General features: G+C 72.6%; 28 protein-coding genes and 1 pseudogene. 27 read left to right on the top strand and 2 right to left on the bottom strand.

Features of this window, described 5'->3' with window-relative positions; translation table 11 throughout:
* The first annotated feature begins 114 nt into the window (after positions 1-114).
* The 24 genes and pseudogenes from arc to ACFVUY_RS34485 all read left to right on the top strand — a co-directional run bounded on the left by arc (position 115) and on the right by ACFVUY_RS34485 (position 23,224).
* A complete protein-coding gene (gene arc / locus ACFVUY_RS34600) occupies positions 115-1,881 on the top strand; it encodes a proteasome ATPase (RefSeq protein ID WP_359901182.1) in 1,767 nt (588 codons plus the stop codon).
* A 228-nt stretch (positions 1,882-2,109) separates the two neighbouring features.
* Positions 2,110-3,621, top strand: coding sequence for a depupylase/deamidase Dop (gene dop, locus ACFVUY_RS34595; RefSeq protein WP_359901180.1), 1,512 nt, complete (start codon positions 2,110-2,112; stop codon positions 3,619-3,621).
* 174 nt (positions 3,622-3,795) lie between these two features.
* Positions 3,796-4,014: a ubiquitin-like protein Pup gene (locus ACFVUY_RS34590; protein WP_188299085.1), complete on the top strand. Its 219-nt coding sequence runs from the start codon at positions 3,796-3,798 to the stop codon at positions 4,012-4,014.
* A 133-nt stretch (positions 4,015-4,147) separates the two neighbouring features.
* Positions 4,148-4,225: pseudogene (locus ACFVUY_RS34585) on the top strand (recombination endonuclease VII); the annotation flags it as partial.
* A complete protein-coding gene (gene prcB, locus ACFVUY_RS34580; RefSeq protein WP_380352913.1) occupies positions 4,222-5,019 on the top strand; it encodes a proteasome subunit beta in 798 nt (265 codons plus the stop codon). The pseudogene ACFVUY_RS34585 and the gene prcB, both read left to right, overlap by 4 nt.
* Before the next feature lie 31 nt (positions 5,020-5,050).
* Positions 5,051-5,806 carry a proteasome subunit alpha gene (gene prcA / locus ACFVUY_RS34575; protein ID WP_387693000.1) on the top strand — a complete coding sequence of 252 codons (756 nt, stop codon included), beginning with the start codon at positions 5,051-5,053 and terminating at the stop codon, positions 5,804-5,806.
* A gap of 121 nt (positions 5,807-5,927) precedes the next feature.
* Positions 5,928-7,289: a Pup--protein ligase gene (gene pafA / locus ACFVUY_RS34570; RefSeq protein WP_387693002.1), complete on the top strand. Its 1,362-nt coding sequence runs from the start codon at positions 5,928-5,930 to the stop codon at positions 7,287-7,289.
* 136 nt (positions 7,290-7,425) lie between these two features.
* Positions 7,426-8,415: an FKBP-type peptidyl-prolyl cis-trans isomerase gene (locus ACFVUY_RS34565; protein ID WP_387693004.1), complete on the top strand. Its 990-nt coding sequence runs from the start codon at positions 7,426-7,428 to the stop codon at positions 8,413-8,415.
* 203 nt (positions 8,416-8,618) lie between these two features.
* The gene (locus ACFVUY_RS34560; protein ID WP_387736257.1) at positions 8,619-9,935 is read left to right on the top strand and encodes an FKBP-type peptidyl-prolyl cis-trans isomerase; all 1,317 of its coding nucleotides are present in this window, start codon (positions 8,619-8,621) and stop codon (positions 9,933-9,935) included.
* A gap of 163 nt (positions 9,936-10,098) precedes the next feature.
* The gene (locus tag ACFVUY_RS34555) at positions 10,099-10,482 is read left to right on the top strand and encodes an FKBP-type peptidyl-prolyl cis-trans isomerase (RefSeq protein WP_359901163.1); all 384 of its coding nucleotides are present in this window, start codon (positions 10,099-10,101) and stop codon (positions 10,480-10,482) included.
* A 177-nt stretch (positions 10,483-10,659) separates the two neighbouring features.
* Positions 10,660-11,634 (top strand): helix-turn-helix transcriptional regulator, encoded by a 975-nt coding sequence (locus ACFVUY_RS34550; protein WP_387693008.1) that lies wholly within the window; start codon positions 10,660-10,662, stop codon positions 11,632-11,634.
* 26 nt (positions 11,635-11,660) lie between these two features.
* Entirely contained in the window at positions 11,661-12,587 is a 927-nt protein-coding gene (locus ACFVUY_RS34545; protein WP_359901265.1) for a WYL domain-containing protein, read from the top strand.
* Positions 12,588-12,590: 3 nt separating this feature from the next.
* Complete coding sequence (locus tag ACFVUY_RS34540) at positions 12,591-12,821, top strand: hypothetical protein (RefSeq protein ID WP_049652006.1); 231 nt, start codon at positions 12,591-12,593, stop codon at positions 12,819-12,821.
* 20 nt (positions 12,822-12,841) lie between these two features.
* Complete coding sequence (locus tag ACFVUY_RS34535; protein WP_359901157.1) at positions 12,842-13,051, top strand: hypothetical protein; 210 nt, start codon at positions 12,842-12,844, stop codon at positions 13,049-13,051.
* 191 nt (positions 13,052-13,242) lie between these two features.
* The gene (gene tatA / locus ACFVUY_RS34530) at positions 13,243-13,548 is read left to right on the top strand and encodes a Sec-independent protein translocase subunit TatA (RefSeq protein WP_387693010.1); all 306 of its coding nucleotides are present in this window, start codon (positions 13,243-13,245) and stop codon (positions 13,546-13,548) included.
* Positions 13,549-13,711: 163 nt separating this feature from the next.
* The gene (tatC, locus tag ACFVUY_RS34525; protein WP_387736254.1) at positions 13,712-14,605 is read left to right on the top strand and encodes a twin-arginine translocase subunit TatC; all 894 of its coding nucleotides are present in this window, start codon (positions 13,712-13,714) and stop codon (positions 14,603-14,605) included.
* A 150-nt stretch (positions 14,606-14,755) separates the two neighbouring features.
* Positions 14,756-15,916 carry an NAD(P)/FAD-dependent oxidoreductase gene (locus tag ACFVUY_RS34520; RefSeq protein WP_387693015.1) on the top strand — a complete coding sequence of 387 codons (1,161 nt, stop codon included), beginning with the start codon at positions 14,756-14,758 and terminating at the stop codon, positions 15,914-15,916.
* Between the two features lie 56 nt (positions 15,917-15,972).
* Positions 15,973-16,290, top strand: a complete 318-nt coding sequence (locus ACFVUY_RS34515; RefSeq protein WP_359901145.1) for a (2Fe-2S)-binding protein — start codon at positions 15,973-15,975, stop codon at positions 16,288-16,290.
* The gene (locus ACFVUY_RS34510; protein ID WP_387736252.1) at positions 16,271-17,686 is read left to right on the top strand and encodes an NAD(P)/FAD-dependent oxidoreductase; all 1,416 of its coding nucleotides are present in this window, start codon (positions 16,271-16,273) and stop codon (positions 17,684-17,686) included. Before ACFVUY_RS34515 ends, ACFVUY_RS34510 begins: the two co-directional genes overlap by 20 nt.
* 131 nt (positions 17,687-17,817) lie before the next feature.
* Complete coding sequence (locus ACFVUY_RS34505) at positions 17,818-18,681, top strand: dihydrodipicolinate synthase family protein (protein WP_380352909.1); 864 nt, start codon at positions 17,818-17,820, stop codon at positions 18,679-18,681.
* Positions 18,682-18,773: 92 nt separating this feature from the next.
* Positions 18,774-19,778, top strand: a complete 1,005-nt coding sequence (locus ACFVUY_RS34500; protein WP_380352898.1) for a proline racemase family protein — start codon at positions 18,774-18,776, stop codon at positions 19,776-19,778.
* Positions 19,779-19,830: 52 nt separating this feature from the next.
* Complete coding sequence (locus tag ACFVUY_RS34495; RefSeq protein ID WP_387736250.1) at positions 19,831-21,186, top strand: aldehyde dehydrogenase family protein; 1,356 nt, start codon at positions 19,831-19,833, stop codon at positions 21,184-21,186.
* Complete coding sequence (locus ACFVUY_RS34490; protein WP_387736248.1) at positions 21,186-22,214, top strand: proline racemase family protein; 1,029 nt, start codon at positions 21,186-21,188, stop codon at positions 22,212-22,214. Before ACFVUY_RS34495 ends, ACFVUY_RS34490 begins: the two co-directional genes overlap by 1 nt.
* Positions 22,211-23,224 carry an ornithine cyclodeaminase family protein gene (locus tag ACFVUY_RS34485; RefSeq protein WP_387736246.1) on the top strand — a complete coding sequence of 338 codons (1,014 nt, stop codon included), beginning with the start codon at positions 22,211-22,213 and terminating at the stop codon, positions 23,222-23,224. The genes ACFVUY_RS34490 and ACFVUY_RS34485 overlap by 4 nt, the downstream gene beginning before the upstream one ends.
* 24 nt (positions 23,225-23,248) lie before the next feature.
* On the opposite strand, the gene ACFVUY_RS34480 is transcribed toward ACFVUY_RS34485, so the two are convergent.
* Positions 23,249-23,581 carry a hypothetical protein gene (locus ACFVUY_RS34480; protein ID WP_359901125.1) on the bottom strand — a complete coding sequence of 111 codons (333 nt, stop codon included), beginning with the start codon at positions 23,579-23,581 and terminating at the stop codon, positions 23,249-23,251.
* A gap of 173 nt (positions 23,582-23,754) precedes the next feature.
* Positions 23,755-24,312, bottom strand: a complete 558-nt coding sequence (locus tag ACFVUY_RS34475) for a TetR/AcrR family transcriptional regulator (RefSeq protein WP_387736291.1) — start codon at positions 24,310-24,312, stop codon at positions 23,755-23,757.
* Between the two features lie 201 nt (positions 24,313-24,513).
* Here ACFVUY_RS34475 and ACFVUY_RS34470 point away from each other — a divergent pair, with 201 nt between their 5' ends.
* The 3 genes from ACFVUY_RS34470 to ACFVUY_RS34460 all read left to right on the top strand — a co-directional run bounded on the left by ACFVUY_RS34470 (position 24,514) and on the right by ACFVUY_RS34460 (position 26,994).
* Positions 24,514-25,395, top strand: a complete 882-nt coding sequence (locus tag ACFVUY_RS34470; protein ID WP_387693028.1) for an NAD(P)-dependent oxidoreductase — start codon at positions 24,514-24,516, stop codon at positions 25,393-25,395.
* A 192-nt stretch (positions 25,396-25,587) separates the two neighbouring features.
* The gene (locus ACFVUY_RS34465; RefSeq protein ID WP_380352892.1) at positions 25,588-26,304 is read left to right on the top strand and encodes a GntR family transcriptional regulator; all 717 of its coding nucleotides are present in this window, start codon (positions 25,588-25,590) and stop codon (positions 26,302-26,304) included.
* Between the two features lie 93 nt (positions 26,305-26,397).
* Positions 26,398-26,994, top strand: a complete 597-nt coding sequence (locus ACFVUY_RS34460; RefSeq protein ID WP_387693031.1) for a Uma2 family endonuclease — start codon at positions 26,398-26,400, stop codon at positions 26,992-26,994.

Below are 26,994 nucleotides of genomic sequence, written 5' to 3'. Positions count from 1 at the left end.
CGCTGGGGCGAAGATCGGACACGCCCGTTCCATCTTTCTTGATCTAGGGGTTTACGGACCCCTGGTCCCAGGTAGGGTCTGGAAGCGTCCAGCTCCCCGGAGGAGGTGAGGACCGTGGCAGCCCACGATGACGACTACAACCGCAGCACCGGCAGGCCCGCTCGTGGTTCCGACGAGGCCGCTCAGGTCTCGTACCTTGAGCAGGAAATCGCCGTGTTGCGCCGCAAGCTCGCCGACTCGCCGCGCAATTCGAGGATCCTCGAAGAGCGGATCGTCGAGCTCCAGACCAACCTGGCGGGCGTGACCGCCCAGAACGAACGGCTCGCCTCCACCCTGCGAGAGGCCCGCGACCAGATCGTGGCCCTCAAGGAGGAAGTGGACCGGCTGGCACAGCCCCCGGCCGGCTTCGGCACCTTCCTCGACGCGAACGAGGACGGCACCGCGGACATCTTCACCGGCGGGCGCAAGCTCCGCGTGAACGTCAGCCCGAGCGTCGCCCTCGACGAGGTGCGGCGCGGCCAGGAAGTGATGCTCAACGAGGCCCTCAACATCGTGGACGCGATGGCCTTCGAGAACATCGGCGAGATCGTCACCCTCAAGGAGCTCCTGGAGGACGGCGAGCGCGCCCTGGTGCTGGGGCACACCGACGAGGAGCGGGTGGTGCGCCTCGCCGAACCGCTGCGTGGGCTGACCATCCGGTCCGGGGACGCCCTGCTGCTGGAGCCCCGCTCCGGCTACGTCTTCGAGGTCGTCCCGAAGTCCGAGGTCGAGGAGCTGGTCCTCGAGGAGGTCCCGGACATCGACTACCGCCAGATCGGCGGTCTGAGCAACCAGATCGAGCTGATCCGCGACGCGGTCGAGCTGCCCTACCTGCACGCCGACCTCTTCAAGGAGTACGAGCTGCGCCCGCCCAAGGGCGTGCTGCTCTACGGCCCGCCCGGCTGCGGCAAGACGCTGATCGCCAAGGCGGTCGCCAACTCGCTGGCCAAGAAGGTCGCCGAGGTCACCGGCCGCCCCCAGGGGAAGAGCTACTTCCTCAACATCAAGGGCCCCGAGCTGCTCAACAAGTACGTGGGCGAGACCGAGCGGCAGATCCGCCTGGTCTTCCAGCGGGCCCGGGAGAAGGCGGGCGAGGGCACGCCCGTCATCGTCTTCTTCGACGAGATGGAGTCGCTGTTCCGCACCCGCGGTTCCGGCGTCAGCTCGGACGTGGAGAACACCATCGTCCCGCAGCTGCTCGCCGAGATCGACGGCGTGGAGGGCCTGGAGAACGTCATCGTCATCGGCGCCTCCAACCGCGAGGACATGATCGACCCGGCGATCCTGCGGCCCGGCCGCCTGGACGTCAAGATCAAGATCGAGCGCCCGGACGCCGAGGCCGCGAAGGACATCTTCTCCAAGTACCTCAAGGACTCGCTGCCGTTCCACCCGGACGACCTCAAGGAGCACGACAGCTCCGTCGGGGCCACGGTGGCCGCGATGATCCAGTCGGTGGTGGAGCGGATGTACTCCGAGACCGAGGAGAACCGCTTCCTGGAGGTCACCTACGCCAACGGTGACAAGGAGGTCCTGTACTTCAAGGACTTCAACTCCGGCGCGATGATCCAGAACATCGTCGACCGCGCGAAGAAGATGGCCATCAAGGACTTCCTCGACCACGGTCAGCGCGGTCTGCGCGTCTCCCACCTGCTCGCCGCCTGCGTGGACGAGTTCAAGGAGAACGAGGACCTCCCGAACACCACCAACCCGGACGACTGGGCCCGCATCTCCGGCAAGAAGGGCGAGCGGATCGTCTTCATCCGCACGCTGGTCACCGGCAAGCAGGGCGCCGAGTCCGGCCGCTCGATCGACACTGTCGCCAACACGGGGCAGTACCTGTAAGCACGCGGTTGTCCGGGCCGGCAGCGGTCCCCGGAGCTGTACGCACACCGTCCGGCTGTGGCGCCTCGCGGCCCCGCAGCCGGACGGCGCGTCTCCGGGCCCGCCGCTCGGCGCCGGGTTCTAGGCTCGACCCACCGTCCGCGGGCAGAGACCCGGCGTCGGTGTTGTTCGGCGGTACGTCAGAGTGCTCCGCCCGTCGGGGGCGGTGCACCGGGCAAGGAGGGCCGCATGACCGTACGGCGCGTGATGGGCATCGAGACCGAGTACGGGATCTCCGTGCCCGGGCACCCCAACGCCAACGCCATGCTCACCTCGTCCCAGATCGTCAACGCGTACGCGGCGGCGATGCACCGGGCACGGCGGGCCCGCTGGGACTTCGAGGAGGAGAATCCGCTGCGCGACGCACGGGGGTTCGACCTGGCCCGCGAGGTCGCGGACGCCAGCCAGCTGACCGACGAGGACATCGGCCTCGCCAACGTCATCCTCACCAACGGGGCCCGGTTCTACGTGGACCACGCGCACCCCGAGTACAGCTCGCCCGAGGTGACCAACCCGCGTGACGCCGTGCTCTGGGACAAGGCCGGCGAGCGGATCATGGCGGCCGCGGCACAACGCGCGCTGGAACTGCCCAACGGGCAGACCATCCACCTCTACAAGAACAACACCGACAACAAGGGCGCCTCCTACGGCACCCACGAGAACTACCTGATGAAGCGGGCGACACCGTTCGCCGACATCGTCCGCCACCTCACCCCGTTCTTCGTCTCCCGCCAGGTGGTCACCGGCGCCGGCCGGGTCGGCATCGGCCAGGACGGCTCCGCGCACGGCTTCCAGATCAGCCAGCGGGCGGACTACTTCGAGGTCGAGGTGGGCCTGGAGACGACGCTCAAGCGCCCGATCATCAACACCCGCGACGAGCCGCACGCCGACGCCGAGAAGTACCGCCGACTGCACGTGATCATCGGGGACGCCAACCTCTCCGAGATCTCCACCTACCTCAAGCTGGGCACCACCTCGCTGGTCCTGTCGATGATCGAGGACTCCTTCATCGCCGCCGACCTCGCGGTGGACCAGCCAGTGCGCACCCTGCACCGGGTCTCCCACGACCCGACGCTCAAGCACCTGATCACCCTGCGCAACGGGCGCCGGCTCACCGCCGTCCAGCTCCAGCTGGAGTACTTCGAGCTGGCCCGCAAGTACGTGGAGGACCGCTTCGGCACCGACGCGGACGAGCAGACGGTGGACGTGCTGGCGCGCTGGGAGGACGTCCTGGGCCGGCTGGAGCGCGACCCGATGTCGCTGTCCCGGCAGCTGGACTGGATCGCCAAGCGGGAGATCCTGGAGGGCTACCGCAGCCGGGACGCCCTGGAGTGGGACAACCCGAGGCTGCACCTGGTCGACCTCCAGTACAGCGACGTACGGCCCGAGAAGGGCCTCTACAACCGCCTGGTGGCCCGCGGGCGGTTCGAGCGGCTGGTCACCGAGGACGAGGTCGAGCGGGCCGTCTCCAAGCCGCCGGAGGACACCAGGGCGTACTTCCGCGGTCGCTGTCTGGAGCAGTACGCGGACCACGTCGCGGCGGCCTCCTGGGACTCGGTGATCTTCGACCTGCCGGGCCGGGACTCGTTGCAGCGCGTCCCCACCCTGGAGCCGCTGCGCGGCACCCGCAACCACGTCAAGGAGCTGCTGGACCGCTGCCGCACGGCCGAGGACCTGCTCCGGGTGCTGGCCGGCGGGTAACTTTTCGATCACCATGGGTGAACGTCCGCCGAATGGGAATCATCCGGGGTGGCAGCGGGTGTTGGACAGGAAGCGCCACCGGCAAACCGGGAGCGGCAGTCGCACCTTGTGTATAGGGTCGGTGCAGCAAGCAACGACCGAACCGTGCCAGACGAATCGAGCGGGGTGAGGGAAATGGCGAGCAAGGACACCGGCGGCGGCCAGCAGCGGGCAAACCGTTCCTCCGAGGAGGTCGAGGAGCAGGCCGCGGAAAGCCAGAATTCCGACGACCTCAAGGAGCGTCAGGAAAAGCTGAGCGACGACGTCGACGCGGTGCTGGACGAAATCGACGAGGTCCTCGAGTCGAATGCCGAGGATTTCGTGCGCGGATTCGTCCAGAAGGGCGGGCAATAGCCCGCACCCGGGCATTCCGAATTCACGGTCGCGACCGTCCGGGGCGGCCGGGCGGCGAGCACCGCCCGGCCGTCCGGCACCGGCCCCTCCACCCGTGGACAGTGATCGTCGGGCGGGTAGGGTGCGGGCAGCGCGCGCTTCAAGCTACCTGGAAGGAATCGTGTGGAAGCCAACACTCGTGGCACCGGGCGTCTACCGGCTGCCTTCCTGACCCCGGGGTCGTCCTCGTTCATCGACTTCCTCGCCGAGCACAAGCCGGAGCTGGTCCCCGGTCGCCGCGGGCTCCCCGAGGGCGCCGTGGTCGAGGCCCCGCACGGGACCACGATCGTGGCCGCGACCTTCGACGGCGGCGTGGTGATCGCGGGTGACCGCCGGGCCACGATGGGCAACGTGATCGCCCAGCGCGACATGGAGAAGGTGTTCCCGGCCGACGAGTTCAGCGCGGTCGGCGTGGCCGGCACCGCGGGCCTCGCGATCGAGATGGTCCGGCTGTTCCAACTGGAGCTGGAGCACTACGAGAAGATCGAGGGCACCACGCTCTCCCTGGAGGGCAAGGCCAACCGGCTCACCACCATGATCCGGGGCAACCTGGGCATGGCGATGCAGGGCCTCGCGGTGGTGCCGCTGTTCGCCGGCTACGACCTGGACCTCGGCCGCGGCCGGATCTTCAACTACGACGTCACCGGCGGGCGGTCCGAGGAGCGCGGCTTCACCGCCACCGGCTCCGGCTCGGTCTTCGCGCGCGGCTCGATGAAGAAGCTCTACAGCGAGGGGCTGACGGCCGACCAGGCGGTCACCATGGTCGTCCAGGCGCTGTACGACGCGGCCGACGACGACTCCGCCACCGGCGGCCCGGACCTCGCCCGCAAGATCTTCCCGATCGTCTCGCTGATCACCGAGGACGGCTTCCGCCGACTCACCGAGGCGGAGGTCACGGAGGTCGCCGTCGCCATCACCGACGAGCGCCTGGCCCGGCCCAACGGCCCGCAGGCCCCGCTGATCTAGCCACCACCTCACAGGAAAGGGACGACCGCCGGTGTCGACACCGTTCTACGTCTCACCCCAGCAGGCCATGGCGGACCGCGCGGAGTACGCCCGCAAGGGCATCGCGCGCGGCCGCAGCGTGGTCGTGCTCACCTACGCCGACGGCATCGTCTTCGTCGCGGAGAACACCTCCAGGGCGCTCCACAAGGTCTCCGAGATCTACGACAAGATCGCCTTCGCGGCGGTCGGCCGCTACAACGAGTTCGAGAACCTGCGCATCGGCGGCGTCCGCTACGCCGATCTGCGCGGCTACTCCTACGACCGGGCCGACGTCACGGCCCGGGGCCTGGCCAACGTGTACGCCCAGACCCTGGGCACCATCTTCTCCTCGGTCGGTGAGAAGCCGTACGAGGTCGAGCTGATCGTGGCCGAGGTCGGCCGCACCCCCGACAACGACCAGATCTACCGGCTCACGCCGGACGGCTCGGTCGTGGACGAGAAGAACTACGTGGTGGTCGGCGGCAACGCCGACTCGATCGGCAACTACCTGGGCCAGCGCCACCGGGCCGGCCTGAGCCTCACCGAGGCGGTGAAGGTCGCGGTGGACTCGCTGGCCCGCGACCCCAACGGCGGCAGCGCCCGCAGCCTCACGCCGGAACAGCTGGAGGTCGCGGTCCTCGACCGCCAGCGGTTCCAGCAGCGCAAGTTCAAGCGGATCCTGGGCAACCAGCTGGGCCGGCTGCTCGACGGGGACCAGTCCGCCGAGGCGGACGACGACGACAACCCGGCGGACGGCACGCCGGTGTAGCAGTACCTGTGGAGTTCCGTACGGCGGCCCCGCCGCCGTCGTGCGGGACTCCGGTGCCCCTGCGGCGGCCCAGCCGTCGTGGAGGCGGTTTCGGACAGCTCCGACAGAGAATGGAGTGCTCATGGACCGCCGGATTTTCGGGCTGGAGAACGAGTACGGCGTGACCTGCACGTTCCGCGGGCAGCGGCGGCTGTCGCCGGACGAGGTCGCGCGGTACCTGTTCCGCCGGGTCGTCTCCTGGGGCCGAAGCAGCAACGTCTTCCTGCGCAACGGCGCCCGCCTCTACCTCGACGTCGGCTCCCACCCCGAGTACGCCACCCCCGAGTGCGACGACGTCGTCGAGCTGGTGACGCACGACAAGGCCGGCGAGCGGATCCTCGAAGGCCTCCTGGTGGACGCCGAGCGGCGGCTGCACGAGGAGGGCATCGCGGGGGACGTCTACCTCTTCAAGAACAACACCGACTCGGCCGGGAACTCCTACGGCTGCCACGAGAACTACTGCGTGGCCCGGCACGGCGAGTTCTCCCGGCTCGCCGACGTGCTGATCCCGTTCCTGGTCACCCGGCAGCTGATCTGCGGCGCGGGCAAGGTGCTCCAGACCCCGCGCGGCGCGGTGTACTGCGTCAGCCAGCGGGCCGAGCACATCTGGGAGGGCGTCAGCTCCGCCACTACCCGTTCGCGTCCGATCATCAACACCCGGGACGAGCCGCACGCGGACGCCGAGCGCTACCGCCGGCTGCACGTGATCGTCGGCGACTCCAACATGTCCGAGACCACGACGCTGCTCAAGGTCGGCTCCACCGACCTGGTGCTGCGGCTGATCGAGGCCGGCGTGGTGATGCGCGACCTCACCCTGGAGAACCCGATCCGGGCGATCCGCGAGGTCAGCCACGACCTCACCGGCACCCACCAGGTGCGGCTCGCCAACGGCCGGGAGGCCAGCGCGCTGGACATCCAGGAGGAGTACTACACGAAGGCCCTGGAGTTCGCGGACCGCAAGGGCATCAACACCGGCACCGTCGGCCGGGTGCTCGACCTGTGGGGCCGCACCCTGGAGGCCGTCCGCACCGAGCGGCTGGACGGGGTGGCCCAGGAGATCGACTGGATCATGAAGTACAAGCTCATCGAGCGCTACCGCGAGAAGCACGGGATGAGCATGTCCAACCCGCGGGTGGCCCAGATCGACCTCGCGTACCACGACATCCACCGCCGCCGCGGCCTGTTCTACCTGCTCCAGGGCAAGGGCCAGGCGCAGCGGGTGACCACCGACCTCAAGACCTTCGAGGCCAAGTCGATCCCGCCGCAGACCACCCGGGCCCGGCTGCGCGGGGACTTCATCCGCCGGGCGCAGGAGCAGCGCCGGGACTTCACGGTGGACTGGGTGCACCTGAAGCTGAACGACCAGGCGCAGCGCACGGTGCTGTGCAAGGACCCGTTCCGCTCGGTGGACGAGCGGGTGGAGAAGCTGATCGCGGGGATGTAGCGGAGGCGGTGTGATCGAGGCGTTGTGATCAAGGCGGTGACCGGCCCCGGTGGTGTCTACCGGGGCCGGACGCGTGCCGGGCATACGCTGTCCGTCGAGTCAGGAGAGCCGACTTCGACCGACAGTTAGGACCACCGTGCGCCGCACCGCCGGTTTGCTTCTCACCCTGCCGTTGCTGCTCGCGGTCGCCTGCAGCAGTTCCCCCAAGGCGGCCGGCCCGGCGACGCCGTCCACGGCGAGCGCCGCCCCGACGGTGCCCGCGCCGGTCGCCGAGGCGTCGCCGATGCCCACTCTTTCGGGTGGCGGATACGGCAGCAAGGCCACCATCACCATTCCCGAGGGCCAGCAGCCCAGCGGCCAGTTCGTGGTGAACACGGTCATCGAGGGTGAGCGGGCGACCGTCAACAAGGGCGACTGGGTGACGGTCAACTACACCGCCAAGGACTGGACCACCGGCAAGGACCTGCCGAGCTCGTACGACGCCAACGGCAAGCCGCAGCTCTACCAGGCCGGCAGCGGGCAGCTGGTGCCGGCGCTGGACCAGAGCGTGATCGGCAAGAAGGTGGGCTCCCGGCTGCTGGTGGTGGCCCCGCCGGAGGCGGCCTTCGGCGAGCAGGGCTCCAGTCAGCTGGGCGTCAGCAAGGGCGACACCGTCGTGTTCGTGCTGGACATCATGGAGAGCCTGCCGCCGGACTCCACGCTCACCGGGACGATGACCGAGCCGCCCGCGACGCTGCCGCAGGTCAAGGACAACGGCAAGGCGCCGGTGACGATCACGATCCCGGAAGGGCAGGCCGCGCCCACCGACCTCCAGCAGGCGGTGCTGATCAAGGGCGAGGGCAAGCAGGTCAAGAGCGGGCAGACCCTGGTGGTGCAGTACACCGGGGTGCTGTGGGCCAACGGCCAGCAGTTCGACTCCTCCTGGACGCACGGCGGCGCGCAGGCGGTGCAGATCGGCACCGGCAGCGTGATCGAGGGCTGGGACAAGGGCCTGGTCGGGCAGAACGTCGGCAGCCGGGTCCTGCTGGTGGTCCCGCCGGCGCTCGGCTACCAGGACAAGGCCCAGGGCTCGGTGCCGGCGAACTCGACGCTGGTCTTCGTGATCGACATTCTCGAAGCGGTCTAGGAACTCACCCCGGGGATTCCGTACGCTTGGGCGGACGCTCGTACAGCGAAGCGTCCGCCCTCATCCTGAGCTGTCATACTGCCCACGCACTGTGGCAGGCGCCGCCCGGTGCCGAGGTCCGGGCGGGGCGGTGCGGCAGCAGGCCGGCGTGCCCACGCCGGACGCAGACCTGGAAGACCTCGTGGCGAGATGGATGGGGAGTCATGACTGAGAAGACGCCGAGCCCGGGCGGGGCCGGTACCGCGGCGAACGACAGCTCTGCGGGTGACCCGGCCGCCTCCCGTCCCGGCGGCCCGGTCGGCGGGGACCGCGAGTCGATCGTCGTCCCCCCGGCGATCCTGGCGCAGCAGGCCGGCTGGGCGCAGCCCGGCGACGCGCCGCGCCCCGCGGGCGGGACCAGGACGGACGACGACGCCCCGCAGATCTTCGCCTCCAACGTGCGCAAGACCGACAGCTCGGAGGCCGGGTACGACGAGAACCCGCCCGGTGTCGGCAAGCTGGGCGTGATCCTCGGCACGGTGCTGGCCCTGCTGCTGGTCGGCAGCGGCATCACGCTCTACGTGGTGAACAAGGACGGCTCCAAGGACAGCGCCGCGGCCAAGCCGGACGCGGCCAAGAGCGCGCCGCCCACGCCGACCGCCGACCCGGTGCCGCCGATCAAGGACAGCGCCAAGGTGCTGCCGACGGTCGCCGGGGACTTCGGCAAGAAGGCCGAGATCCAGGTGCCGGGCGAGGCCTCCGACGGCTCCTTCGTCGTCAAGGTGCTCACCGAGGGCACCGGCGCCAAGGTGGAGAAGAACTCCTGGGCCTCGGTGGACTACACCGCCAAGGACTGGACCACCGGCAAGGACATCCCGAGCTCGTACGACGCCGACGGGAAGCCGCAGATCTTCCAGGCCGGCACCGACGCGCTGATCCCGGCCCTGGACCAGGCCGTGGTCGGCAAGAAGGCCGGCAGCCGGCTGCTGGTGGTGGCCCCGCCGGCCGCCGCGTTCGGCGCCCAGGGCAAGGCCGACATGTCGATCGGCGCCAAGGACGACCTGATCTTCGTGATCGACATCCGCAACGCCAACGCGCCCGACGCCGTGGTGAGCGGAACCGTCACCCCGCCGCCGGCGGACTTCCCGCAGGTCAAGGACAACGGCAAGAAGCCGGCCGAGATCACCCCGGTGCCCGGCGCGAAGGACCCGACCGAGCTGAAGTCGCACGTCCTGATCAAGGGCACCGGGCCGAAGGTGGAGAAGGGCGAGAAGGTCGTCGTCCAGTACACCGGCGCGCTGTTCTCCAGCGGCAAGGTGTTCGACTCCTCGCTCAGCAAGGGCCAGGCGTTCACCTTCCCGGTCGGCGGCGGCCAGGTCATCCAGGGCTGGGACCAGGGCCTGGAGGGCCAGACCGTCGGCAGCCGGGTCGAGCTGGTGATCCCCGCCTCGCTGGGCTACGGCGACAAGGGCCAGGGCGACATCCCGCCCGGCGCGACGCTGGTCTTCGTGGTGGACATCCTCGACGCGGGTCAGGGCTGATCCACTTTCGGGTGACAATGGTGCACGTGTGACCTTCGGGTCCGGCCGCGTGGCCGGTCCCTTACGGGCGGCGGGCGCCCGTACCGTGGTCCGGGAAGAACGGACCGGGTGCGGGCGCCCGCCGCTTGGTCGTGACAGCGAAGCGAATGTGAGAAGAGGGACTGTGAGCGTCAACCTCAACGAGAAGCCCGAGATCGACTTCCCGATCGGCGACGCCCCGACGGAGCTGCAGATCCGCGACATCGTCGTCGGTGACGGCGAGGAGGCCAAGCGGGGTCAGAACGTCAGCGTCCGCTACGTCGGTGTGACCTTCGAGACCGGCGAGGAGTTCGACGCGAGCTGGAACCGGAGCCCCAACGAGTTCCGCTTCCCGCTGGGCGGCGGCCGCGTCATCAAGGGCTGGGACCAGGGCGTCGTCGGCATGAAGGTCGGCGGCCGCCGCGAGCTGACCATCCCGGCGCGCCTGGCGTACGGCAACCAGTCGCCGACGCCGCTCATCCCGGCCGGCTCGACCCTGATCTTCGTGGTCGACCTGCTGGCCGTCTGAGCCTGCCGTGACCGTGGGCCGGACCCCTCCGGGGGTCCGGCCCACGGGCATGTCCGGGGGTGTTCGGGGATGCCGCTTTTGCGGTGCGTACCGCTACCGGTACGGTCGGTCCCGCCGGGTGGTGATCGCCCGGTTGGCGCACCCCGCGCTCGGCGCGGCACACCGGAAGGGTCAGCGATGGCGATCGCGAAGGCAGAGCGGCTGATGAATCTCGCCCTGTGCCTGATGAACACCAGACGTCCGCTCTCCAAGAAGGAGCTGCGGGAGTCCATCGAGGCGTACCGCGAGGCCTGGCAGAACGGCAGCGAGGACGCCTTCAACCGGATGTTCGAGCGGGACAAGGACGACCTGCGCGAGCTCGGCCTGGTGATCGACGTCGACGAGAGCACCCTGGACGGCGAGCTCGGCTACCTGGCCCGCGCCGACCGCAACCGGCTGCCCGAGATCGCCCTCGACGCCGAGGAGGCGGCCGCGCTGACCCTGGCCGCCCGGGTCTGGCAGCAGGCCAAGATGTCCGGTGCGGCCAGCGGCGCCCTGCAGAAGCTGCGCGCGGCCGGGGTGCCGTTCGCCGAGGCCGAGGGCCGCACCGCCCTGGAGCCGCGCATCCCCGCCCGGGAGGCCGCGTTCGAGCCGCTGCTCACCGCCGCCCGGGACCGCCGTCCGGTCGCCTTCGAGTACCGCAAGGCCGGCGCCGCCGCCGCCGAGCAGCGCAGCGTCGAGCCGTGGGCGCTGGAGTGCTGGCGCGGGCACTGGTACCTGGCCGGGTACGACCGCGACCGCGGCGACGCCCGGGTGTTCCGGCTCAGCCGGATCACCGGCAAGGTGAAGGCGAGGTCCGGGGCGTTCCTCGGCACCGTGCCCGAGCACGTGGACGTCCGGGCCACCGTGGCGAAGTTCGCGGGGGAGGGGGCCACCGCCACCGCGACCGTCCGGGTCCGCCGGGGCGCCGGCTTCCCGCTCCGCACCAAGGCGCTGGGCAGCACCCGGGTGGACGAGGCCTGGGACGAGCTGGAGATCCCGTACGGCAACGGGCTGGGCGCGGACCTGGCGGAGTTCGGGCCGGACGTGCTGGTGCTCGGGCCGGAGGAGCTGCGGGCGGATGTGGTCGACCGGCTGCGGGCGGTCGCGGGTATCGAGGGAGAGCGTCCGTGAGTAATGCCATCGACCAGACGCGACGGATGCTGTCGCTGGTCACCTACCTGCGCGAGCGGCCCGGGGCCGAGGTCGCCGAGGTGGCCCGGGCGTTCGGGATCAGCGAGCGCGAGCTGATCGCGGACCTCAACGTGCTGCCGATGTGCGGCACCAGCTTCCGCGGCGGCGACCTGCTCGACATCGACACCGACGGCGAGCGGATCTGGTGGCACAACGTCGACGACGTGGCCCAGCCGCTGCGGCTGGCCGCCGACGAGGCGACCGCGCTGCTGGTGGCCGCCCGCGCGGTGGCCGGGCTGCCGGGCCTGCGGGCCGGGGACCGGGAGGCGCTCACCCGGGCCGTCGCCAAGATCGAGAACGCGGCCGGGGAGAGTGCCGAGGGCAGCGCCCGGGTCGGCGTGACCTTCGAGGCGGAGAGCCACGTGTTCGCCGACATCGACCGCGCGCTCAGCGAGGGCCGCCGGCTCTGGCTGCGCTACTACTCGCACGGGCGCGGCGGGATGACCGAGCGCGAGGTGGACCCGATCCGGCTGCTCACCGAGGGCCACACCTACCTCGAGGCCTGGTGCCGCACTTCCGAGGACCACCGGATGTTCCGGCTCGACCGGGTCGCCGAGATCCGCGTCCTGGACGTCCCGGCCGACCCGCCCCGGCGCGAGCCGCGCGACCTGAGCGGCGGGCTGGTCAACCCGGCGGCGGACGACCCCGAGGTGGTCGTCGAGGTCTCCTCCGGGGGGCGCTGGGTGGCCGAGTACTACACCCACGACCGGGCCGAGGAACTGCCCGACGGCGGGCTGCGGATCACCCTGCGCAGCGCCGACCCCTCCCAGCTGCGCCCGCTGGCTCTGCGGCTGGGCCGGGACGGCCGGATCGTCTCGCCGCCCGAACTGGCCGAGCAGGCGCGCTCGGCCGCGCGGGAGGCGCTGGCCGCCTACGGGGAGGGGCGGGCCTGAGCGGTGGAACCCGGGACCAGATTCAAGGTGTACTGCTCCGAGTGCCGGGAGAAGGTGGAGCTCCCGGCCGAGGACTTCCGCCTGACCCTCGGTCGCACCCCGGCCCAGGCGCACTACAGCTTCGGCTGCCCGCGGTGCGGTGCGGCGGTGCGCAAGCCGGCCGGGGAGAAGATCGTCGAGGCGCTCACCGGGGCCGGGGTGCGCACCATGCGGCTCGTCCCGGCGGAGGGGTGACCCCCGTATAGGGTGGGCGCATGTCCTGGATGCTCGTCGCCGCCGTCCTGCTCGCCACCGCGGGCCTGCTGGTCCTCGGGGTCCTCGCGATCCGGCTCTGGCTGGACGTGCGGGCGCTGGCCGAGGGCGTGGACCGGGCCTCGCGGGCGCTGGCCGCGGCGGCCGAGGACCTGGCGGACGCGATGCCGGCGGCGAACGCCCCGGCGGCGGAGCGGGTCCCGGCCGCTTAGCACGGCGCGGCTCCGGGTGGTACGGGGGCTGCTGCGCGCGGGTGGGGGCGGGTTACGCTCTCAGTTGGCTCCTGAACCGCGTACCGGGGGCCGCTGTCCTGTTCGGGCGGCCGTCGTCGTGGCGTCATCCGCAGCGGTTACCATCCGCAGCGGACGGCCCGACGGGCCGCCATGACTGAAGGTGGTCGCGCATGCGCATCTCGCCGACCGCGATCGTGGTGATCGTGGTTCTCGCCATCCTGCTGTTCGGAGCCAAGCGGCTGCCCGACCTGGCGCGCTCGCTGGGCAAGTCGATGCGGATCCTGAAGAGCGAGGCCCAGGCGATGCGTTCGGACGGCCGGTCCGAGCAGCCGGCCCCGCCCGCCCAGGCAGCGGCTTCGGTCGACGGTGCCGCGGGCCGGACCATCCAGTCCGCTCCGGGCGCTTCGGCCACGGCCCGTCCGGTGAACGAGCCCGCCGCCGGGGCCTCCGCGCCCGACGGCGACCGCCCGCACTGAGCGCGGCGCACGTGAGGCAGCTGACGCGCGCCACGCGCATGACGTGCGGGAGTCGCGCGACCACGGAGGCCCGTCGACCGGCGGGCCCCGACGCACGAGTTGAGGACCGGGGTTGAGCAAGCTCTCCAAGGCGCCGAAGGCGTCAAAGGATCCTGAGGGGCGGATGGCCCTCGCCGACCACCTGCGGGAACTGCGCAACCGCGTGGTCAAGTCGGTCCTGGCGATCGTGCTGATCACCATCGTGGCGGCGATCTACCACAAGCACCTGGAGGACTTCCTCCTGAAGCCGCTGCCGAGGTGCGACACCCTGGAGCTGGCCAAGCACTACCAGGGCAAGTGCGCCCAGGTCTCCAACATCGGTCTGACCGCCGGTTTCACCTGGATGCTGAAGGTCGCCCTGACGGCGGGCGTGGTCGCGACCGTGCCGATCTGGCTCTACCAGGTCTGGGCCTTCGTGGCGCCCGGTCTGCACCGGCACGAGAAGAAGTACACGGTCGTCTTCCTGCTCTGCGGGACGCCGCTGTTCCTGGCCGGTGTGGGCGTGGCCATCCTGGTGCTGCCGACCACGATCGACGTGCTGATCTCGTTCACGCCGAACAACACGACGCCGATCCTGCCGCCCGAGGACTACTTCGACATCGCCACCCGGATGGTGCTGGTCTTCGGTCTGGCCTTCGAGTTCCCGCTGCTGCTGGTGATGCTGAACGTCATCGGCATGGTCACCGGCAAGCGGCTGCTGGGCTGGTGGCGCGGCATGGTCATGGGCATCACGGTGTTCGCGGCCTTCGCCACGCCGAGCGCCGACCCGCTGACCATGCTGGGTCTGGCCGCGCCGATCTGGGGGCTGTACTTCGTCGCGGTGGGGATCGCGCTCCTGAACGACCGGCGCAAGGCGCGCCGCAACCCGGACGCCGGGCTGGACGACGAGGAGGCCTCGCACGTGGACCTCTCGGTGCAGCCGGTGGCCGGTGCGGAGTCCGTCCAGGCCTCGGCGACCCCGGCGGCCGGTGCGTCGGTGCCGGCGTCCCGTCGCGAGGAGATGGACGACATCACCTGAGCCGGTAGGGCTTGAGGGAGCCCCGGTCCGCCGCTCTGCCGAGCGGTGGGCCGGGGCTTCCCGCCGTTCCGGCCTTTCCGCTGGTGGGGGTGGTCCCGGTTTCGGTGGGGCGGTCTTGGCAGGTCGCATGGCATGTGACATATTACTGAGGTGCTGAAGACCGAGAGACCTCCCCTGGACGTCGTCGTGGTCGGCGCCGGTGTGGTCGGCGCCGCCTGCGCCTACTACGCCGCCCGCGCCGGGCTCGCCGTCGCCGTCGTGGACCGCGGCCCGGTGGCCGGTGGCACCACCGGCGCGGGCGAGGGCAACCTGCTGGTCTCCGACAAGGAGCCCGGCCCCGAACTCGACCTCGCCCTGCTCAGCACCCGGCTCTGGCGCGAACTCGCCGAGCGGCTCGGCCCCGCGATCGAGTACGAGCCCAAGGGCGGCGTGGTGGTCGCCTCCACCGCCGCCGGGCAGGACGCGCTGCGGGCCTTCGCCGCCGGACAGCGGACCGTCGGGGTCGAGGCCGAGGAGGTGCCCGGCGAGCGGCTGCGCGAGCTGGAGCCGCACCTGGCCGAGGGCCTGGCCGGCGGCTTCCACTACCCGCAGGACGCCCAGGTCCAGCCCGCCCTGGCCGCCGCCCACCTGCTGCGCGAGGCCCGCCGGATGGGCGCCGAGCTGATCACCGGGGAGAGCGTCACCGCCGTCGACCGCGGCCCGGACGGTGCCGTGCGCGGCGTGCGGACCGACCGGCGGAGCCTGGCCGCCGCCGCCGTGGTGAACGCGGCCGGCACCTGGGGCGGCGAGATCGCCGCGCTGGCCGGAGTGCACCTGCCGGTGCTGCCCCGGCGCGGCTTCGTGCTGGTCACCGAGCCGCTGCCGCGGGTCGTGCGGCACAAGGTCTACGCCGCCGACTACGTGGCCAACGTGGCCAGCGGATCGGCCGGGCTGGAGACCTCCGCCGTGATCGAGGGCACCCCGGGCGGGCCGGTGCTGATCGGTGCCAGCCGGGAGCGGGTCGGCTTCGACCGCACGCTCTCCCAGGAGGTGCTGAGCCGGCTCGCCGCCCAGGCCGCCGCACTGTTCCCGGTGCTCGCCGACGTCACCGTGATGCGCACCTACCGGGGCTTCCGCCCGTACCTGCCGGACCACCTGCCGGCCATCGGCGCGGACCCCCGGGTGCCCGGGCTCTACCACGCCTGCGGGCACGAGGGGGCCGGCATCGGGCTGGCCCCGGCGACCGGGCTGCTGATCAGCGAGCAGCTCACCGGCAAGCGGCCGGAGCTGGACCTCGAACCGTTCCGGGCGGACCGCTTCCCGGCCGGGTGAGCGCCGGCCCGCCATCGCCACACATGAGATTCCGTCCAGGATTGGAGAAGCCGCCGATGCGCCGCCGCACCCCCGCCGGGCTGGTCCAGGCCGAGCCCGGCCCCGCCCACCACATCGAGTTCGACGGGCGGCCCGTCCCCGCGCTGCCCGGGCAGTCGATCGCCGCCGCGCTCTGGGCCGACGGCGTGCTCGCCTGGCGCACCACCCGGGTCGGCGGCAAACCGCGCGGGGCGTTCTGCGGGATCGGCGCCTGCTTCGACTGCCTGGCCACCGTGGACGGCCGCCCCAACCAGCGCACCTGCCTGCTCCCCGCGGAGCCCGGCACCACCGTCACCACCCAGGAGGGCCACGGCCGTGCCGACCTCGCCGTCTGACGCCCACGACAGCCAGCCGTACGACCTCGTGGTGGTCGGCGCCGGCCCGGCCGGGCTGGCCGCCGCCGTCACCGCCGCCGACCTCGGGCTGCGCTGCGCCCTGCTGGACGGCGGGCGGAGCACCGGCGGGCAGTACTACCGCCACCCGGCGCCCGGCCTCGGCGCGGCGCGGCCGGACCGGCTGCACCACCACTGGTCCGCCTACACGGGCCGGGCCGACCGGCTCGACGCGCACGAGCGCGCCGGGCGGGCCGCCTTCCTGGCCGGGCACCAGGTCTGGGCCCTGGAGCGCACCGGGGACGGCTTCGCGGTGCACGTCACCCGCGGGCCGGAGAGCACCGACCGGGCCACCGTCCGGTCCCGGTCGGTGCTGCTCGCCACCGGCGCGTACGAGCGGCAGCTGCCGTTCCCCGGCTGGACCCTGCCCGGGGTGGTCACCGCGGGCGGCGCCCAGGCCATGCTCAAGTCCGGGCTGGTGCTGCCCGGGAAGCGGATCGTGGTGGCCGGCAGCGGCCCGCTGCTGCTCGCGGCCGCCTCCTCGCTGGTCACCGCCGGGGCCGAGGTGCCCGCCGTGGTCGAGGCGACCGCCTACCTCGGGTACGCGCGGCACCCCGGCGTGCTGGCGGGCGTGCCCGGCAAGCTGGTCGAGGGCGCCGGGCACGGCGGGGCGCTGCTGCGCCACGGCGTGCGGCTGCGCCCGCGCAGCGCGGTGGTCGAGGCGCACGGGACGGACCGGGTCACCGGCGTCACGGTGGCCCGGCTGGACGCCGACTGGCGGCCGGTGCCCGGCACCGGGCGGCGGATCGACTGCGACGCGCTCGCCGTCGGCCACGGCCTGCTGCCGCAGATCGACCTGGCCACCGAGCTGGGTGCGCGGACCGTGACCGGGCCGGACGGCGCGGTCGCGCTGGAGGTCGACGCCCGGCTGCGCACCAGCGTGCCCGGCCTCTGGTCCGCGGGGGAGACCAATGGCGTCGGCGGCGCGGACCTCGCGCTCGCCGAGGGCGAGCTGGCCGCGTACGCGGTGGCCGGGGAGCGGCCCGCGGCCGCGCTGATGCGCCGCCGCTCGCGGCTGCGGGCCTTCGCCGACCTGATGGCCGCCGCCCACCGGCCGGGCCCCGGCTGGACCGGCTGGCTGCGTCCGGACACCGACGTCTGCCGGTGCGAGGAGGTGCCGGTCGAGGCGATCCGGGAGGCCGTCGAGGAACTGGGCGCGGGCGATCCGCGCACCGTCAAGCTGCTCACCCGGGCCGGGATGGGCTGGTGCCAGGGCCGGATGTGCGGTCCGGCCGTGGCCTGCCTGGCCGGTTCGGGTGAGCCCGGGCCCGACCGGCGCCCACTGGGCTGCCCGGTGCCGCTCTCCCAGCTGGCGGCGGGGCCCACCCCGGAGTCGTAACGGGCCCGCCGTCGAACGGCGGGCCGGGGACCTTGTCTCCGGCCCGTCCACTCTTGTAAAATGTCACACCTCATCAAGGAGCTCATGTGTCCATCACCCAGCACGACACCAACCGTCCCTGGCGCGGCATCATGGTCGCCACCACGCTCCCGCTGCGCCCGGACCACTCCGTCGACTACGACGCCTACGCCGAGCACGTCCGCTGGCTGATCGACTCCGGCTGCGAGGGCGTCGTCCCCAACGGCTCGCTGGGCGAGTACCAGACGCTCACCGCCGAGGAGCGCGCCAAGGTCGTCGAGGTCGCCGTCGAGGCGGCCGGCGACGGCTCCCGGGTCATGCCCGGCGTCGCCGCCTACGGCAGCGCCGAGTCCCGCCGCTGGGCCGAGCAGGCCGCCGAGGCCGGCGCCGGCTCCGTCCTGCTGCTCCCGCCGAACGCCTTCCGGGCCGACCACGCCTCGGTGCGCGCCCACTACGCCGAGGTCGCCAAGGCCGGCCTGCCGATCGTGGCCTACAACAACCCGATCGACACCAAGGTCGACCTGGTCCCCCCGCTGCTCGCCCAGCTGCACGCCGAGGGCTCGATCGTCGCGGTCAAGGAGTTCAGCGGCGACGTCCGCCGGGCGTACGAGATCGCCGAGCTGGCCCCCGGGCTGGACCTGCTGATCGGCGCCGACGACGTGCTGCTGGAGCTGGCGCTCGCCGGAGCGGTCGGCTGGATCGCCGGCTACCCGAACGCCCTGCCGGCCGCCTCGGTGGCGCTCTACGACGCCGCCGTCTCCAAGGACCTGGAGAGCGCGCTGCCGCTCTACAAGTCGCTGCACTCGCTGCTGCGCTGGGACTCCAAGACCGAGTTCGTCCAGGCCATCAAGCTCTCCATGGACATCGCCGGGCGCCCCGGCGGCCCGGTGCGCGCCCCGCGCCAGCCGCTCGTCCCGGAGATCGAGGCGGCCGTCCGCGCGGCCACCGAGAAGGCGCTGGCCGACGGCCTGGTCTGACACCGGCGCGAACCCGGGCCTCCGGGCCGGCTGCGGCGGCAGTCGGCCCGGCCCACCCCCCACCATCCGAACCTGTACGGGAGTTGTGACCCATGCGCAGCCGTCACGTGTTCCATGCCGTCGACTCGCACACCGAGGGCATGCCGACCCGGGTGATCACCGGCGGCTTCGGCGTCATCCCCGGCGCCACCATGGCCGAGCGCCGGGTGCACTTCCAGGAGCACCTGGACCACTTCCGCACCCTGCTGATGTACGAGCCGCGCGGCCACGCCGCGATGAGCGGCGCGATCCTCCAGCCGCCGACCCGGCCGGACGCCGACTTCGGCGTGCTCTACATCGAGGTCTCCGGACTGCTGCCGATGTGCGGGCACGGCACCATCGGGGTCGCCACCGTGCTGGTCGAGACCGGGATGGTCCCGGTGGTCGAGCCGGTCACCACCGTACGACTGGACACCCCGGCCGGACTCGTGGTCGCCGAGGTGCACGTCGAGGACGGCGCCGCCAAGGCGGTGACCATCCGCAACGTGCCCTCCTACTCGGTCGCCCTGGACCGCAAGATCGAGGTGCCCGGCTACGGCACGGTGACCTACGACCTCGCGTACGGCGGCAACTTCTACGCCATCCTGCCGCTCGCCGAGTTCGGGCTGCCCTTCGAGCGCGAGCGCAAGCAGGAGATCCTGGACGCCGGCCTGGCGATGATGGACGCGATCAACGCGAGCCCGGACCGGCCGGTGCACCCGGAGAACCCGTCCATCCACAGCTGCCACCACGTCCAGCTGCTCGCCCCCGGCTCCACCGCCGAGCACTCCCGGCACGCGATGGCCATCCACCCCGGCTGGTTCGACCGCTCGCCCTGCGGCACCGGCACCTCGGCGCGGATGGCCCAGCTGCACGCGCGCGGCGAACTGCCCCTCGGGCGGGACTTCCGCAACGACTCCTTCATCGGGACCACCTTCACCGGGCGGCTGGTCGAGGAGACCGAGGTGGCCGGGCGGCCCGCGGTGGTGCCCACCGTCACCGGGCGGGCCTGGGTCACCGGCACCGCCCAGTACTTCCTCGACCCGAGCGACCCGTTCCCGGCGGGCTTCCTGCTCTGACCCCCCTCCTCCCTCCTTCGTTCCCCGTACCTCCCTCGAAGGGCTGCTGGCTGTGACCATCACCTCGTACAACCCCGCCGACCCCGCCGACCTCGTGGTCGCCGTCGAGGAGCCCGGCGCCGAGGCCGTGCGGGCCGCCGTCGGGCGGGCCCGGGCGGCACAGGGCGACTGGCTCGCCGCCGGAGCGGGCGCCCGGTCGGCGGCGCTCGGCCGGATCGCGGACGCCGTGGAGGCGCACGCCCACGAGCTGGCCGCGCTGATCGTGCGCGAGGTCGGCAAGCCGCTGGCCGAGGCGCTCGGCGAGGTCGCCCGTACGGCGGCGATCTGGCGCTACTACGCGCAGGCGCCGTACGCGCCCTCCGGGGCGGTGCACGAGACCGCCGCCGGCCCCGGGCTGCTGCTCACCCGGCGCCGCCCCTACGGGGTCGCCGGGCTGATCGCGCCGTGGAACTTCCCGCTGGCGATCCCGACCTGGAAGGCCGCGCCGGCCCTCGCCGTCGGCAACGCGGTGGTGCTGAAGCCGGCGCCCGAGGCGACGGCCTGCGCGCTGCGGCTGGCCGAGCTGGCCGGGCTGCCCGAGGACGTGTTCACGGTGCTGCCCGGCGGGGCCGAGGAGGGCGCGGCGCTGGTGGAGACCGCGGACGTGATCTCCTTCACCGGCTCGACCGGCGTCGGCCGGGCCGTGGTGCGGGCCGCGACCGAGCGCGGGGTGCCGGTGCAGGCCGAACTCGGCGGGCTGAACGCCGCACTGGTGCTGCCGGACGCCGACATCACGCAGGCCGCCGGGCACATCGCCGCGGCCATCGCCGGGTACGCGGGGCAGAAGTGCACCGCCACCAGCCGGGTGATCGCGGTCGGCGCCGCCCACGAGCCGCTGCGCGAGGCGCTGGTCAAGGCGCTGGCGGCGGTCGACGACGCGGTCTGCGGGCCGGTGATCAACGCCGCCGCCCGGGAGCGGCTGACCGGCGCCGTCTCCTCGGCCGTCGAGGCCGGGGCGAGCGTGCTCACCGGCGGCCGGGTGCCCGAGCGGGCCGGCTGGTACGTCGAGCCGACCCTGCTCGCCGAGGTGCCGGCCGAACACCCGCTGGCCCGCGAGGAGTTCTTCGGCCCGATCGCCGTGCTGCACGCCGCGGCCGACCTCGACGAGGCCATCGCGCTCGCCAACGACACCCCGCACAGCCTCTCCACCTCGGTGCACACCCGCAGCCTGGACGTGGCGCTGGCCGCCGCCGACCGGCTGGACGCGGGCATGATCCGGGTCAACGCCCCGTCCAGCGGCGTCGACTTCCACCTGCCCTTCGGCGGGGCCAAGGGCGCGAGCCACGGCGAGCGCGAGCAGGGCCAGGCCGCCCTGGACTTCTACACCGTCAGCCGGACCGTCAGCGTGCTGCCGGGAGGTGGCGCCTGATGTTCGTCCGCACCGTCGACTACCACACGGCCGGCGAGCCGTTCCGGATCGTGCTGGACGGCGTGCCGCCGATCCCCGGCGACACCGTCGCCGAACGCCGGGCCATCGCGCTCGGCGCGGGCGGCAGCGCGACCGCGCCCCGGCCCAGCGCGCTGGACGACGTCCGGCAACTGCTCGTCCGCGAGCCGCGCGGCCACGCCGGGATGTACGGCGGCTTCCTGGTGCCGCCGGACGACGACGAGGCGCACCTGGGCGTGCTGTTCTGGCACAAGGACGGCTACTCCACCGCCTGCGGGCACGGCACCATCGCGCTCGGCGCCTGGGCGGTGGACTCCGGACTGGTGGCCGCCCCCGAGGACGGCGTGGCACGGGTGCGGATCGACGTGCCGTCCGGCCGGGTCACCGCCCTGGTGCACCGGGCCGGCGGGCGCACCACCGGGGTGACCTTCCGCAACGTGCCCAGCCGGGTGACCGCGCTGAAGCTGCCGGTGGAGACCTCGCTCGGCACCGTGGAGGTCGCCGTGGCGCACTCCGGCGCCTGCTACGCCTCGGTGTCCGCGGCCGCCCTCGGGCTCGCCGTGGAACCGGAGCGGCTGCCCGAACTCACCGCCGTGGGGCGGGAGATCAGGGCCGCGCTGGCCGGCGCCGAGGCGGTCGCGCACCCGACGGACGCCCGGCTCTCGGGTGTGTACGGGGTGGTGCTGTACGACGAACTCCCCTCGGTGGACGGGGTGCTGAACCAGCGGAACGTCACCGTCTTCGCCGACGGCCAGATCGACCGCTCGCCCTGCGGCTCCGGCACCTCCGCCCGGCTGGCGGTGCTCGCCGCCGAGGGGCGGCTGGCCCCCGGCGAGCCGCTGCGGCACGAGTCGATCATCGGGACGGTCTTCTCCGGCCGCTTCCTGCCGGGCGGCGACCCGCAGGGCGAGGGCGTGGTCACCGAGGTCGGCGGGGCGGCCTTCCGCACCGGCGAGCACGGCTTCGTCCTGGAGCCGGACGACGAGCTGGGAGCGGGGTTCCTGCTGTGAGCCGGACATCCGCGAGCCGGGCCGCCGCCGAGAGCCGGACGGCCGAGAACCGGACCGCTGTGGTTCCGAGCGACCCGAGCCCGACCGCACTGCCCCGTACGGCGGTTGTGCCGCTCCAGTACGCCGTGGCGGGCACCGGCGGAGTCGGACCCGCCGGTGCGGTGGGGGCGATCGAGCGGGTGCTGCTGGACGGGTTCGACCCGGAGGCGGCACCCGCCCGATCCGCCGTACCGGTGCCCGCCGGGGAACTGCTGATGATGCCGGCCGCCGCCGGGCCGTACGCGGGCGTGAAGATCGCCGGTGTCGCGCCGGCCAACCCGGAGCAGGGGCTGCCCCGGATCACCGGCAGCTACCTGCTGCTGGACGGGCCCACCCTGCAGCCGCTCGCCCTGCTGGACGGCGCCGCGCTCACCGCGCTGCGCACGCCCGCCGTCACCGCGGCCGCGCTGCGGCGGCTGGCGGTGCCGGAGGCCGAGCACCTGGTGCTGTTCGGCTCCGGGCCGCAGGCGTACGGGCACCTGGACGCCCTGCTCGCCGTCCGGCCGCTGCGCCGGCTCACCGTGGTGGCGCGCAACGCCGACCGGGCGCAGGCGCTGGCGGCGTACGGGCGGGGGCTCGGGCTGACGGCCGAGGTCGGCGGGCCGCGGGCGGTCCGCGAGGCGGACCTGGTGGTCTGCTGCACCACCGCGCGCACGCCGCTGTTCGACGGCGCGCTGGTGCCCGCGCACGCGGCGGTGGCCGCGGTGGGCTCGCACGAGCCGGACGCGCGGGAGGTCGACGAGCTGCTGGTCCAGCGGGCCGAGCTGTACGTGGAGGCGCGCACGGTCGCGGGCCGGGAGGCCGGGGACCTGCTGATGGCGGGTGTGGCCGGGCGGCAGCTGTGGAACCTCTCCGAGCTGGTGCGCGGCGACGCGCTGGTGCCGGACGGGCGGCCGCGGTTCTTCAAGAGCGTCGGGATGGCCTGGCAGGACCTGGCCGTCGCGGCGGAGGTGTACCGGGCCGCCTCCTAGGGTCTGAAGACAGACCCCAGCGGTTCAGTCGCCGAGGAACATGAGCCAACTGCCCGGGGTGGCGGCGCAGTTGGCGAGCAGATTGCGCAGGTCGCGGACGGCCGCCCGCTGCTCCCCGGTGGTGCAGCGGGCGAGCAGCGCGGTGGCCTCCTCGAAGGCGGCGCCGGCGTCCTGCTCGTTGAACAGCGTGTCGCCGTACGGGTCGATCCGGCCGAGCCGGTGGTCGGACGGACGGGCGTGCGCGGCCAGGGCGTCGGCGAGACCGGCGCCGTGGTCGGTGGACAGGTGCAGCAGGTTCGGGCTGGTGCGGCGGCCGTTGTTCGGGCGGCCGTCGTACAGCGCGGCTTCGATCGACAAGTGCGTTACTCCTGGCCGTGGTTGGGAGTTGTGAAACCGGAGTCGGCGCAGCGGGAAGGGATCCCCCGCTGCGCCGGCTCCTCACGTTTTCCGGCCGTCTCCCGGGCTTCTCGGGCCCGTCTCTCGGCTCGTCTTTCGGTTCGTCTTGCGGGCAGGCGGTCCGGTGTCGCGGGTCAGGCCCGGTCGTCGGCGTAGGCGGTGAGCAGGCGGGCCAGGTGCTTGCCGGTGACCAGCAGCGGCTGCTCGCTGCGGGCGACCTGGGCGGCGAGCTCGGCGCCCTCCAGGGTGCTGATCACGGTGCCGGCCAGCTCGCGGGCGTCCTGCTCGCCGATGCCGGCGGCGAGCAGCCGTTCCGCCACGATGGCCCGCCAGTTGGCGAAGGCCTCGGTCACCGCCTCCTCGATCACCGGCACCCGGCCGACCGTCTCCAGGGCCGTGCTGGTGATCGGGCAGCCGTCCTGCCAGTCGGACTCGCGCAGTTCCGCGGCGAGCATCCGGGTGCAGGAGGTCATCGCCTCGCCCAGGTCCGGCGAGGAGCCGAGCCCGGCGCGCAGCAGGACGGCGAACTCCTCGTCCCCGTGCCGGATCGCCTCGGCGGCCAACTCCTGCTTGCCGCCCGGGAAGAAGTGGTAGACGGAGCCGAGGGTGGCCTCGGCCTCGCGGGAGATCTGCTTGATCCCGGTGCCCTCGTACCCCTGGCGCTGCAGCAGCCGGGAGGTGGCTCGGACGATCCGCTCGCGGGTGCCGGGCTTCGCTTCGGCCTTCGCGCTCGTCTTCGAGCTCGTCCTCGCGTTCGTTTTCGCGTCGGCTCTCTCGGGCGTGTTCACGCCGCGATCCTAGCCGAGATTCTGGGTAGAGCGTTCGTTCCAGTCCTGTGCTAGCGTCGGCCCGGCGCTCTAAATAGAGCGTTCGTTCCAGAGGAGGGGAAGCGCATGTCCGTGGAGCAGCAGGCGCGGCGATCCGTGACGGTGATCGGGCTCGGCCCGATGGGGCAGGCCATGGCCGGGGCGTTCCTGGACGCCGGGTACGCCGTCACGGTGTGGAACCGCACCGCCGGGCGGGCCGACGCGCTCGTCGCCCGGGGTGCGCGGGCCGCATCCGACGCCGGGGCGGCGGTGGCGGCGAACGACCTGGTGGTGCTCAGCCTCACCGACTACGACGCGGTGTTCGAGGTGCTGGAGCCGGTCGGGCCGGCGCTGCGGGGGAGGACGATCGTGAACCTCGGCTCGGACACTCCCGGGCGGGCCCGCGAGGCCGCCCGCTGGCTGGCCGAACGCGGCGCCGGCCACCTGACCGGCGGGGTGCAGGTGCCGCCGTCGGGCATCGGCAGCCCCGAGTCGTCCACCTTCTACAGCGGCCCGGTCGAACTGTTCCAGCGGCACCGGGCCGCCCTGGAGGTGCTCACCGGGGCCGACTACCGGGGCGACGACCCCGGGCTGGCGCAGCTGTACTACCAGATCCAGATGGACCTGTTCTGGTCCTCGATGGTCGGCTACCTGCACGCCACGGCGATCGCCGAGGCCAACGGCATCTCGGCCGAGGAGTTCCGGCCGTACGCCGTGCCCACCGCCTCGCTGGTGCCGCGGATGATCGAGTTCTACGCGCCGCGGATCACCGCCGGGGACCACCGCGGGGACGTCGACCGGCTGACGATGGCACTCGCGAGCATCGAGCACGTCCGGGACACCGCGGAGGCCTCCGGGGTGGACGGCGCCCTGCCGGCCGTCCTCGCGGAGGCGGTCCGGCGGGGCGTGGCGGCCGGCGACGGTGCGGCCGGCCTGACCACCCTGGTGGGCCGGTTCCGTCGGGCGTAGCCCTCCGTGCGGACCTGAAGATCGTGTGCCGTCGGCCGTTGTCACGGCCGACGGCCGCTGCCACCATGGCATTCGGCGTCACGGAGGGCCGGCCCGGCGGGCCGGTGACGGGTGTTCGAATCACCGGCTGTCGCGTACGCAACGTAACGTGACATTGTACGCTGGTGTTCTGCACCCACCCGGAGGAACACCATGGCCGACCTCAAATCCCGCACCCTGATCTCCGTACAGGAGCGGCTTCGCGACCAGGTCGCCCACGCACTCCGGGCGGCCCTGATCTCCGGCGAACTGCGCCCCGGCGTGGTCTACTCCGCACCCGCGCTCGCCGCCGACTTCGGGGTCTCCGCGACCCCGGTCCGCGAGGCCATGCTCGACCTCGCCCGCGAGGGCCTCGTCGAGGCCGTCCGCAACAAGGGCTTCCGCGTCACCGAGCTGACCGACCGCGACCTCGACGACTTCACCGAGATCCGCGCCCTGATCGAGGTCCCGACCGTCGGCCGGGTGGCGCGCACCGCCACCAAGGAGCAGCTGGAACGGCTGCGCCCGCAGGCCGAGGCGATCGTCGCGGCGGCCCGCAAGCACGACCTGATCGGCTACCTGGAGGCCGACCGCCAGTTCCACCTGGACGTGCTGGGGCTGGCCGGCAACTCCCGCCTGGTCGAGGTCGTCGGCGACCTGCGCAAGCGCTCGCGGCTGTACGGCCTCAACCGGCTCGACGAGCGCGGCGAGCTGGTCTCCTCGGCCGAGGAGCACCTGGAGCTGCTGGACCTGATGCTCGCCGGGGACTCGGCCGGGGCAGAGGCCTGCATGACCCGCCACCTCAGCCACGTCCGCTCGCTGTGGGCCGGCGGCGAGAAGCCCGCCGAGCCGGAGGCCTCGGCCCTGCGACTCGGGGCCCGCCGGAGCTGAACCACTCGTCCGGGTGAGGATCGAGGACCGGGCGCCGGGAGGCGTCCGAGTTCTACGATGATGCTCTCGACATCGGCAGCCAGGAGGAATTCCATGTCCGCCGCAGCAGTGGAAGAGCCCATGGAGCAGCCGACGCTGCTCGAAGCCGCCGAGCTGATCTCCGGGCAGCTCCCCGGCTACCGGGTCGAGATCATCGGGAGCGAGATCACCGTGACGCCGCCGCCGAACATCAAGCACAGCCGGTCGCTGACCAGGCTCATGCGTCTGCTGTTCGCTGCCGGCCTCGACGACGACGCCGTCGAGGTCTTCCAGAACGTGGGTATCTGGCTGCCGGGCGGCCCGTCCGACTTCGCGATCCCCGACCTGTCGATCCTCGACGCGTACAGCGACGATCACTTGATCGAGTACAACTGCTACGACCCGGCGGTCTTCCGGCTCGTGCTGGAGGTGACCTCCTCCAATTTCGGCGACGACCTGAAGAAGAAGCCTGCCGCCTACGCATCGGCGGGGGTGCCGGTCTACGTGATCGTGGACCGGATGAACCAGCGCGTGATGGTGCTGACCGAACCCGACGACGGCGAGTACCGGGTGCACGCCGTCCACCACCCCGGGCAGTCCTTCACCCTGCCGGAGTCGATCGGAGCGTCGGTGACGCTCTCGGTGGACGACGTGCTGACGGCCAAGAAGTAG

The organism is Kitasatospora sp. NPDC058063, from assembly GCF_042885395.1.
Lineage (GTDB): Bacteria > Actinomycetota > Actinomycetes > Streptomycetales > Streptomycetaceae > Kitasatospora > Kitasatospora lactacystinica.
This window is presented reverse-complemented; position numbering and strand designations above follow the sequence as displayed.

Excerpts from the sequence above, each read along its gene's own strand:
- pafA (WP_387693002.1), top strand. The coding sequence starts at position 5,928 with ATGGACCGCCGGATTTTCGGGCTGGAGAACGAGTACGGCGTGACCTGC.
- ACFVUY_RS34505 (WP_380352909.1), top strand. The coding sequence starts at position 17,818 with ATGGTCGCCACCACGCTCCCGCTGCGCCCGGACCACTCCGTCGACTAC.
- tatA (WP_387693010.1), top strand. The coding sequence starts at position 13,243 with ATGCGCATCTCGCCGACCGCGATCGTGGTGATCGTGGTTCTCGCCATC.
- ACFVUY_RS34465 (WP_380352892.1), top strand. The coding sequence starts at position 25,588 with ATGGCCGACCTCAAATCCCGCACCCTGATCTCCGTACAGGAGCGGCTT.
- tatC (WP_387736254.1), top strand. The coding sequence starts at position 13,712 with ATGGCCCTCGCCGACCACCTGCGGGAACTGCGCAACCGCGTGGTCAAG.
- ACFVUY_RS34535 (WP_359901157.1), top strand. The coding sequence starts at position 12,842 with ATGTCCTGGATGCTCGTCGCCGCCGTCCTGCTCGCCACCGCGGGCCTG.
- ACFVUY_RS34590 (WP_188299085.1), top strand. The coding sequence starts at position 3,796 with ATGGCGAGCAAGGACACCGGCGGCGGCCAGCAGCGGGCAAACCGTTCC.
- ACFVUY_RS34470 (WP_387693028.1), top strand. The coding sequence starts at position 24,514 with ATGTCCGTGGAGCAGCAGGCGCGGCGATCCGTGACGGTGATCGGGCTC.
- ACFVUY_RS34560 (WP_387736257.1), top strand. The coding sequence starts at position 8,619 with ATGACTGAGAAGACGCCGAGCCCGGGCGGGGCCGGTACCGCGGCGAAC.
- ACFVUY_RS34460 (WP_387693031.1), top strand. The coding sequence starts at position 26,398 with ATGTCCGCCGCAGCAGTGGAAGAGCCCATGGAGCAGCCGACGCTGCTC.
- ACFVUY_RS34545 (WP_359901265.1), top strand. The coding sequence starts at position 11,661 with ATGCTGTCGCTGGTCACCTACCTGCGCGAGCGGCCCGGGGCCGAGGTC.
- ACFVUY_RS34500 (WP_380352898.1), top strand. The coding sequence starts at position 18,774 with ATGCGCAGCCGTCACGTGTTCCATGCCGTCGACTCGCACACCGAGGGC.
- dop (WP_359901180.1), top strand. The coding sequence starts at position 2,110 with ATGACCGTACGGCGCGTGATGGGCATCGAGACCGAGTACGGGATCTCC.
- ACFVUY_RS34550 (WP_387693008.1), top strand. The coding sequence starts at position 10,660 with ATGGCGATCGCGAAGGCAGAGCGGCTGATGAATCTCGCCCTGTGCCTG.
- ACFVUY_RS34490 (WP_387736248.1), top strand. The coding sequence starts at position 21,186 with ATGTTCGTCCGCACCGTCGACTACCACACGGCCGGCGAGCCGTTCCGG.
- ACFVUY_RS34515 (WP_359901145.1), top strand. The coding sequence starts at position 15,973 with ATGCGCCGCCGCACCCCCGCCGGGCTGGTCCAGGCCGAGCCCGGCCCC.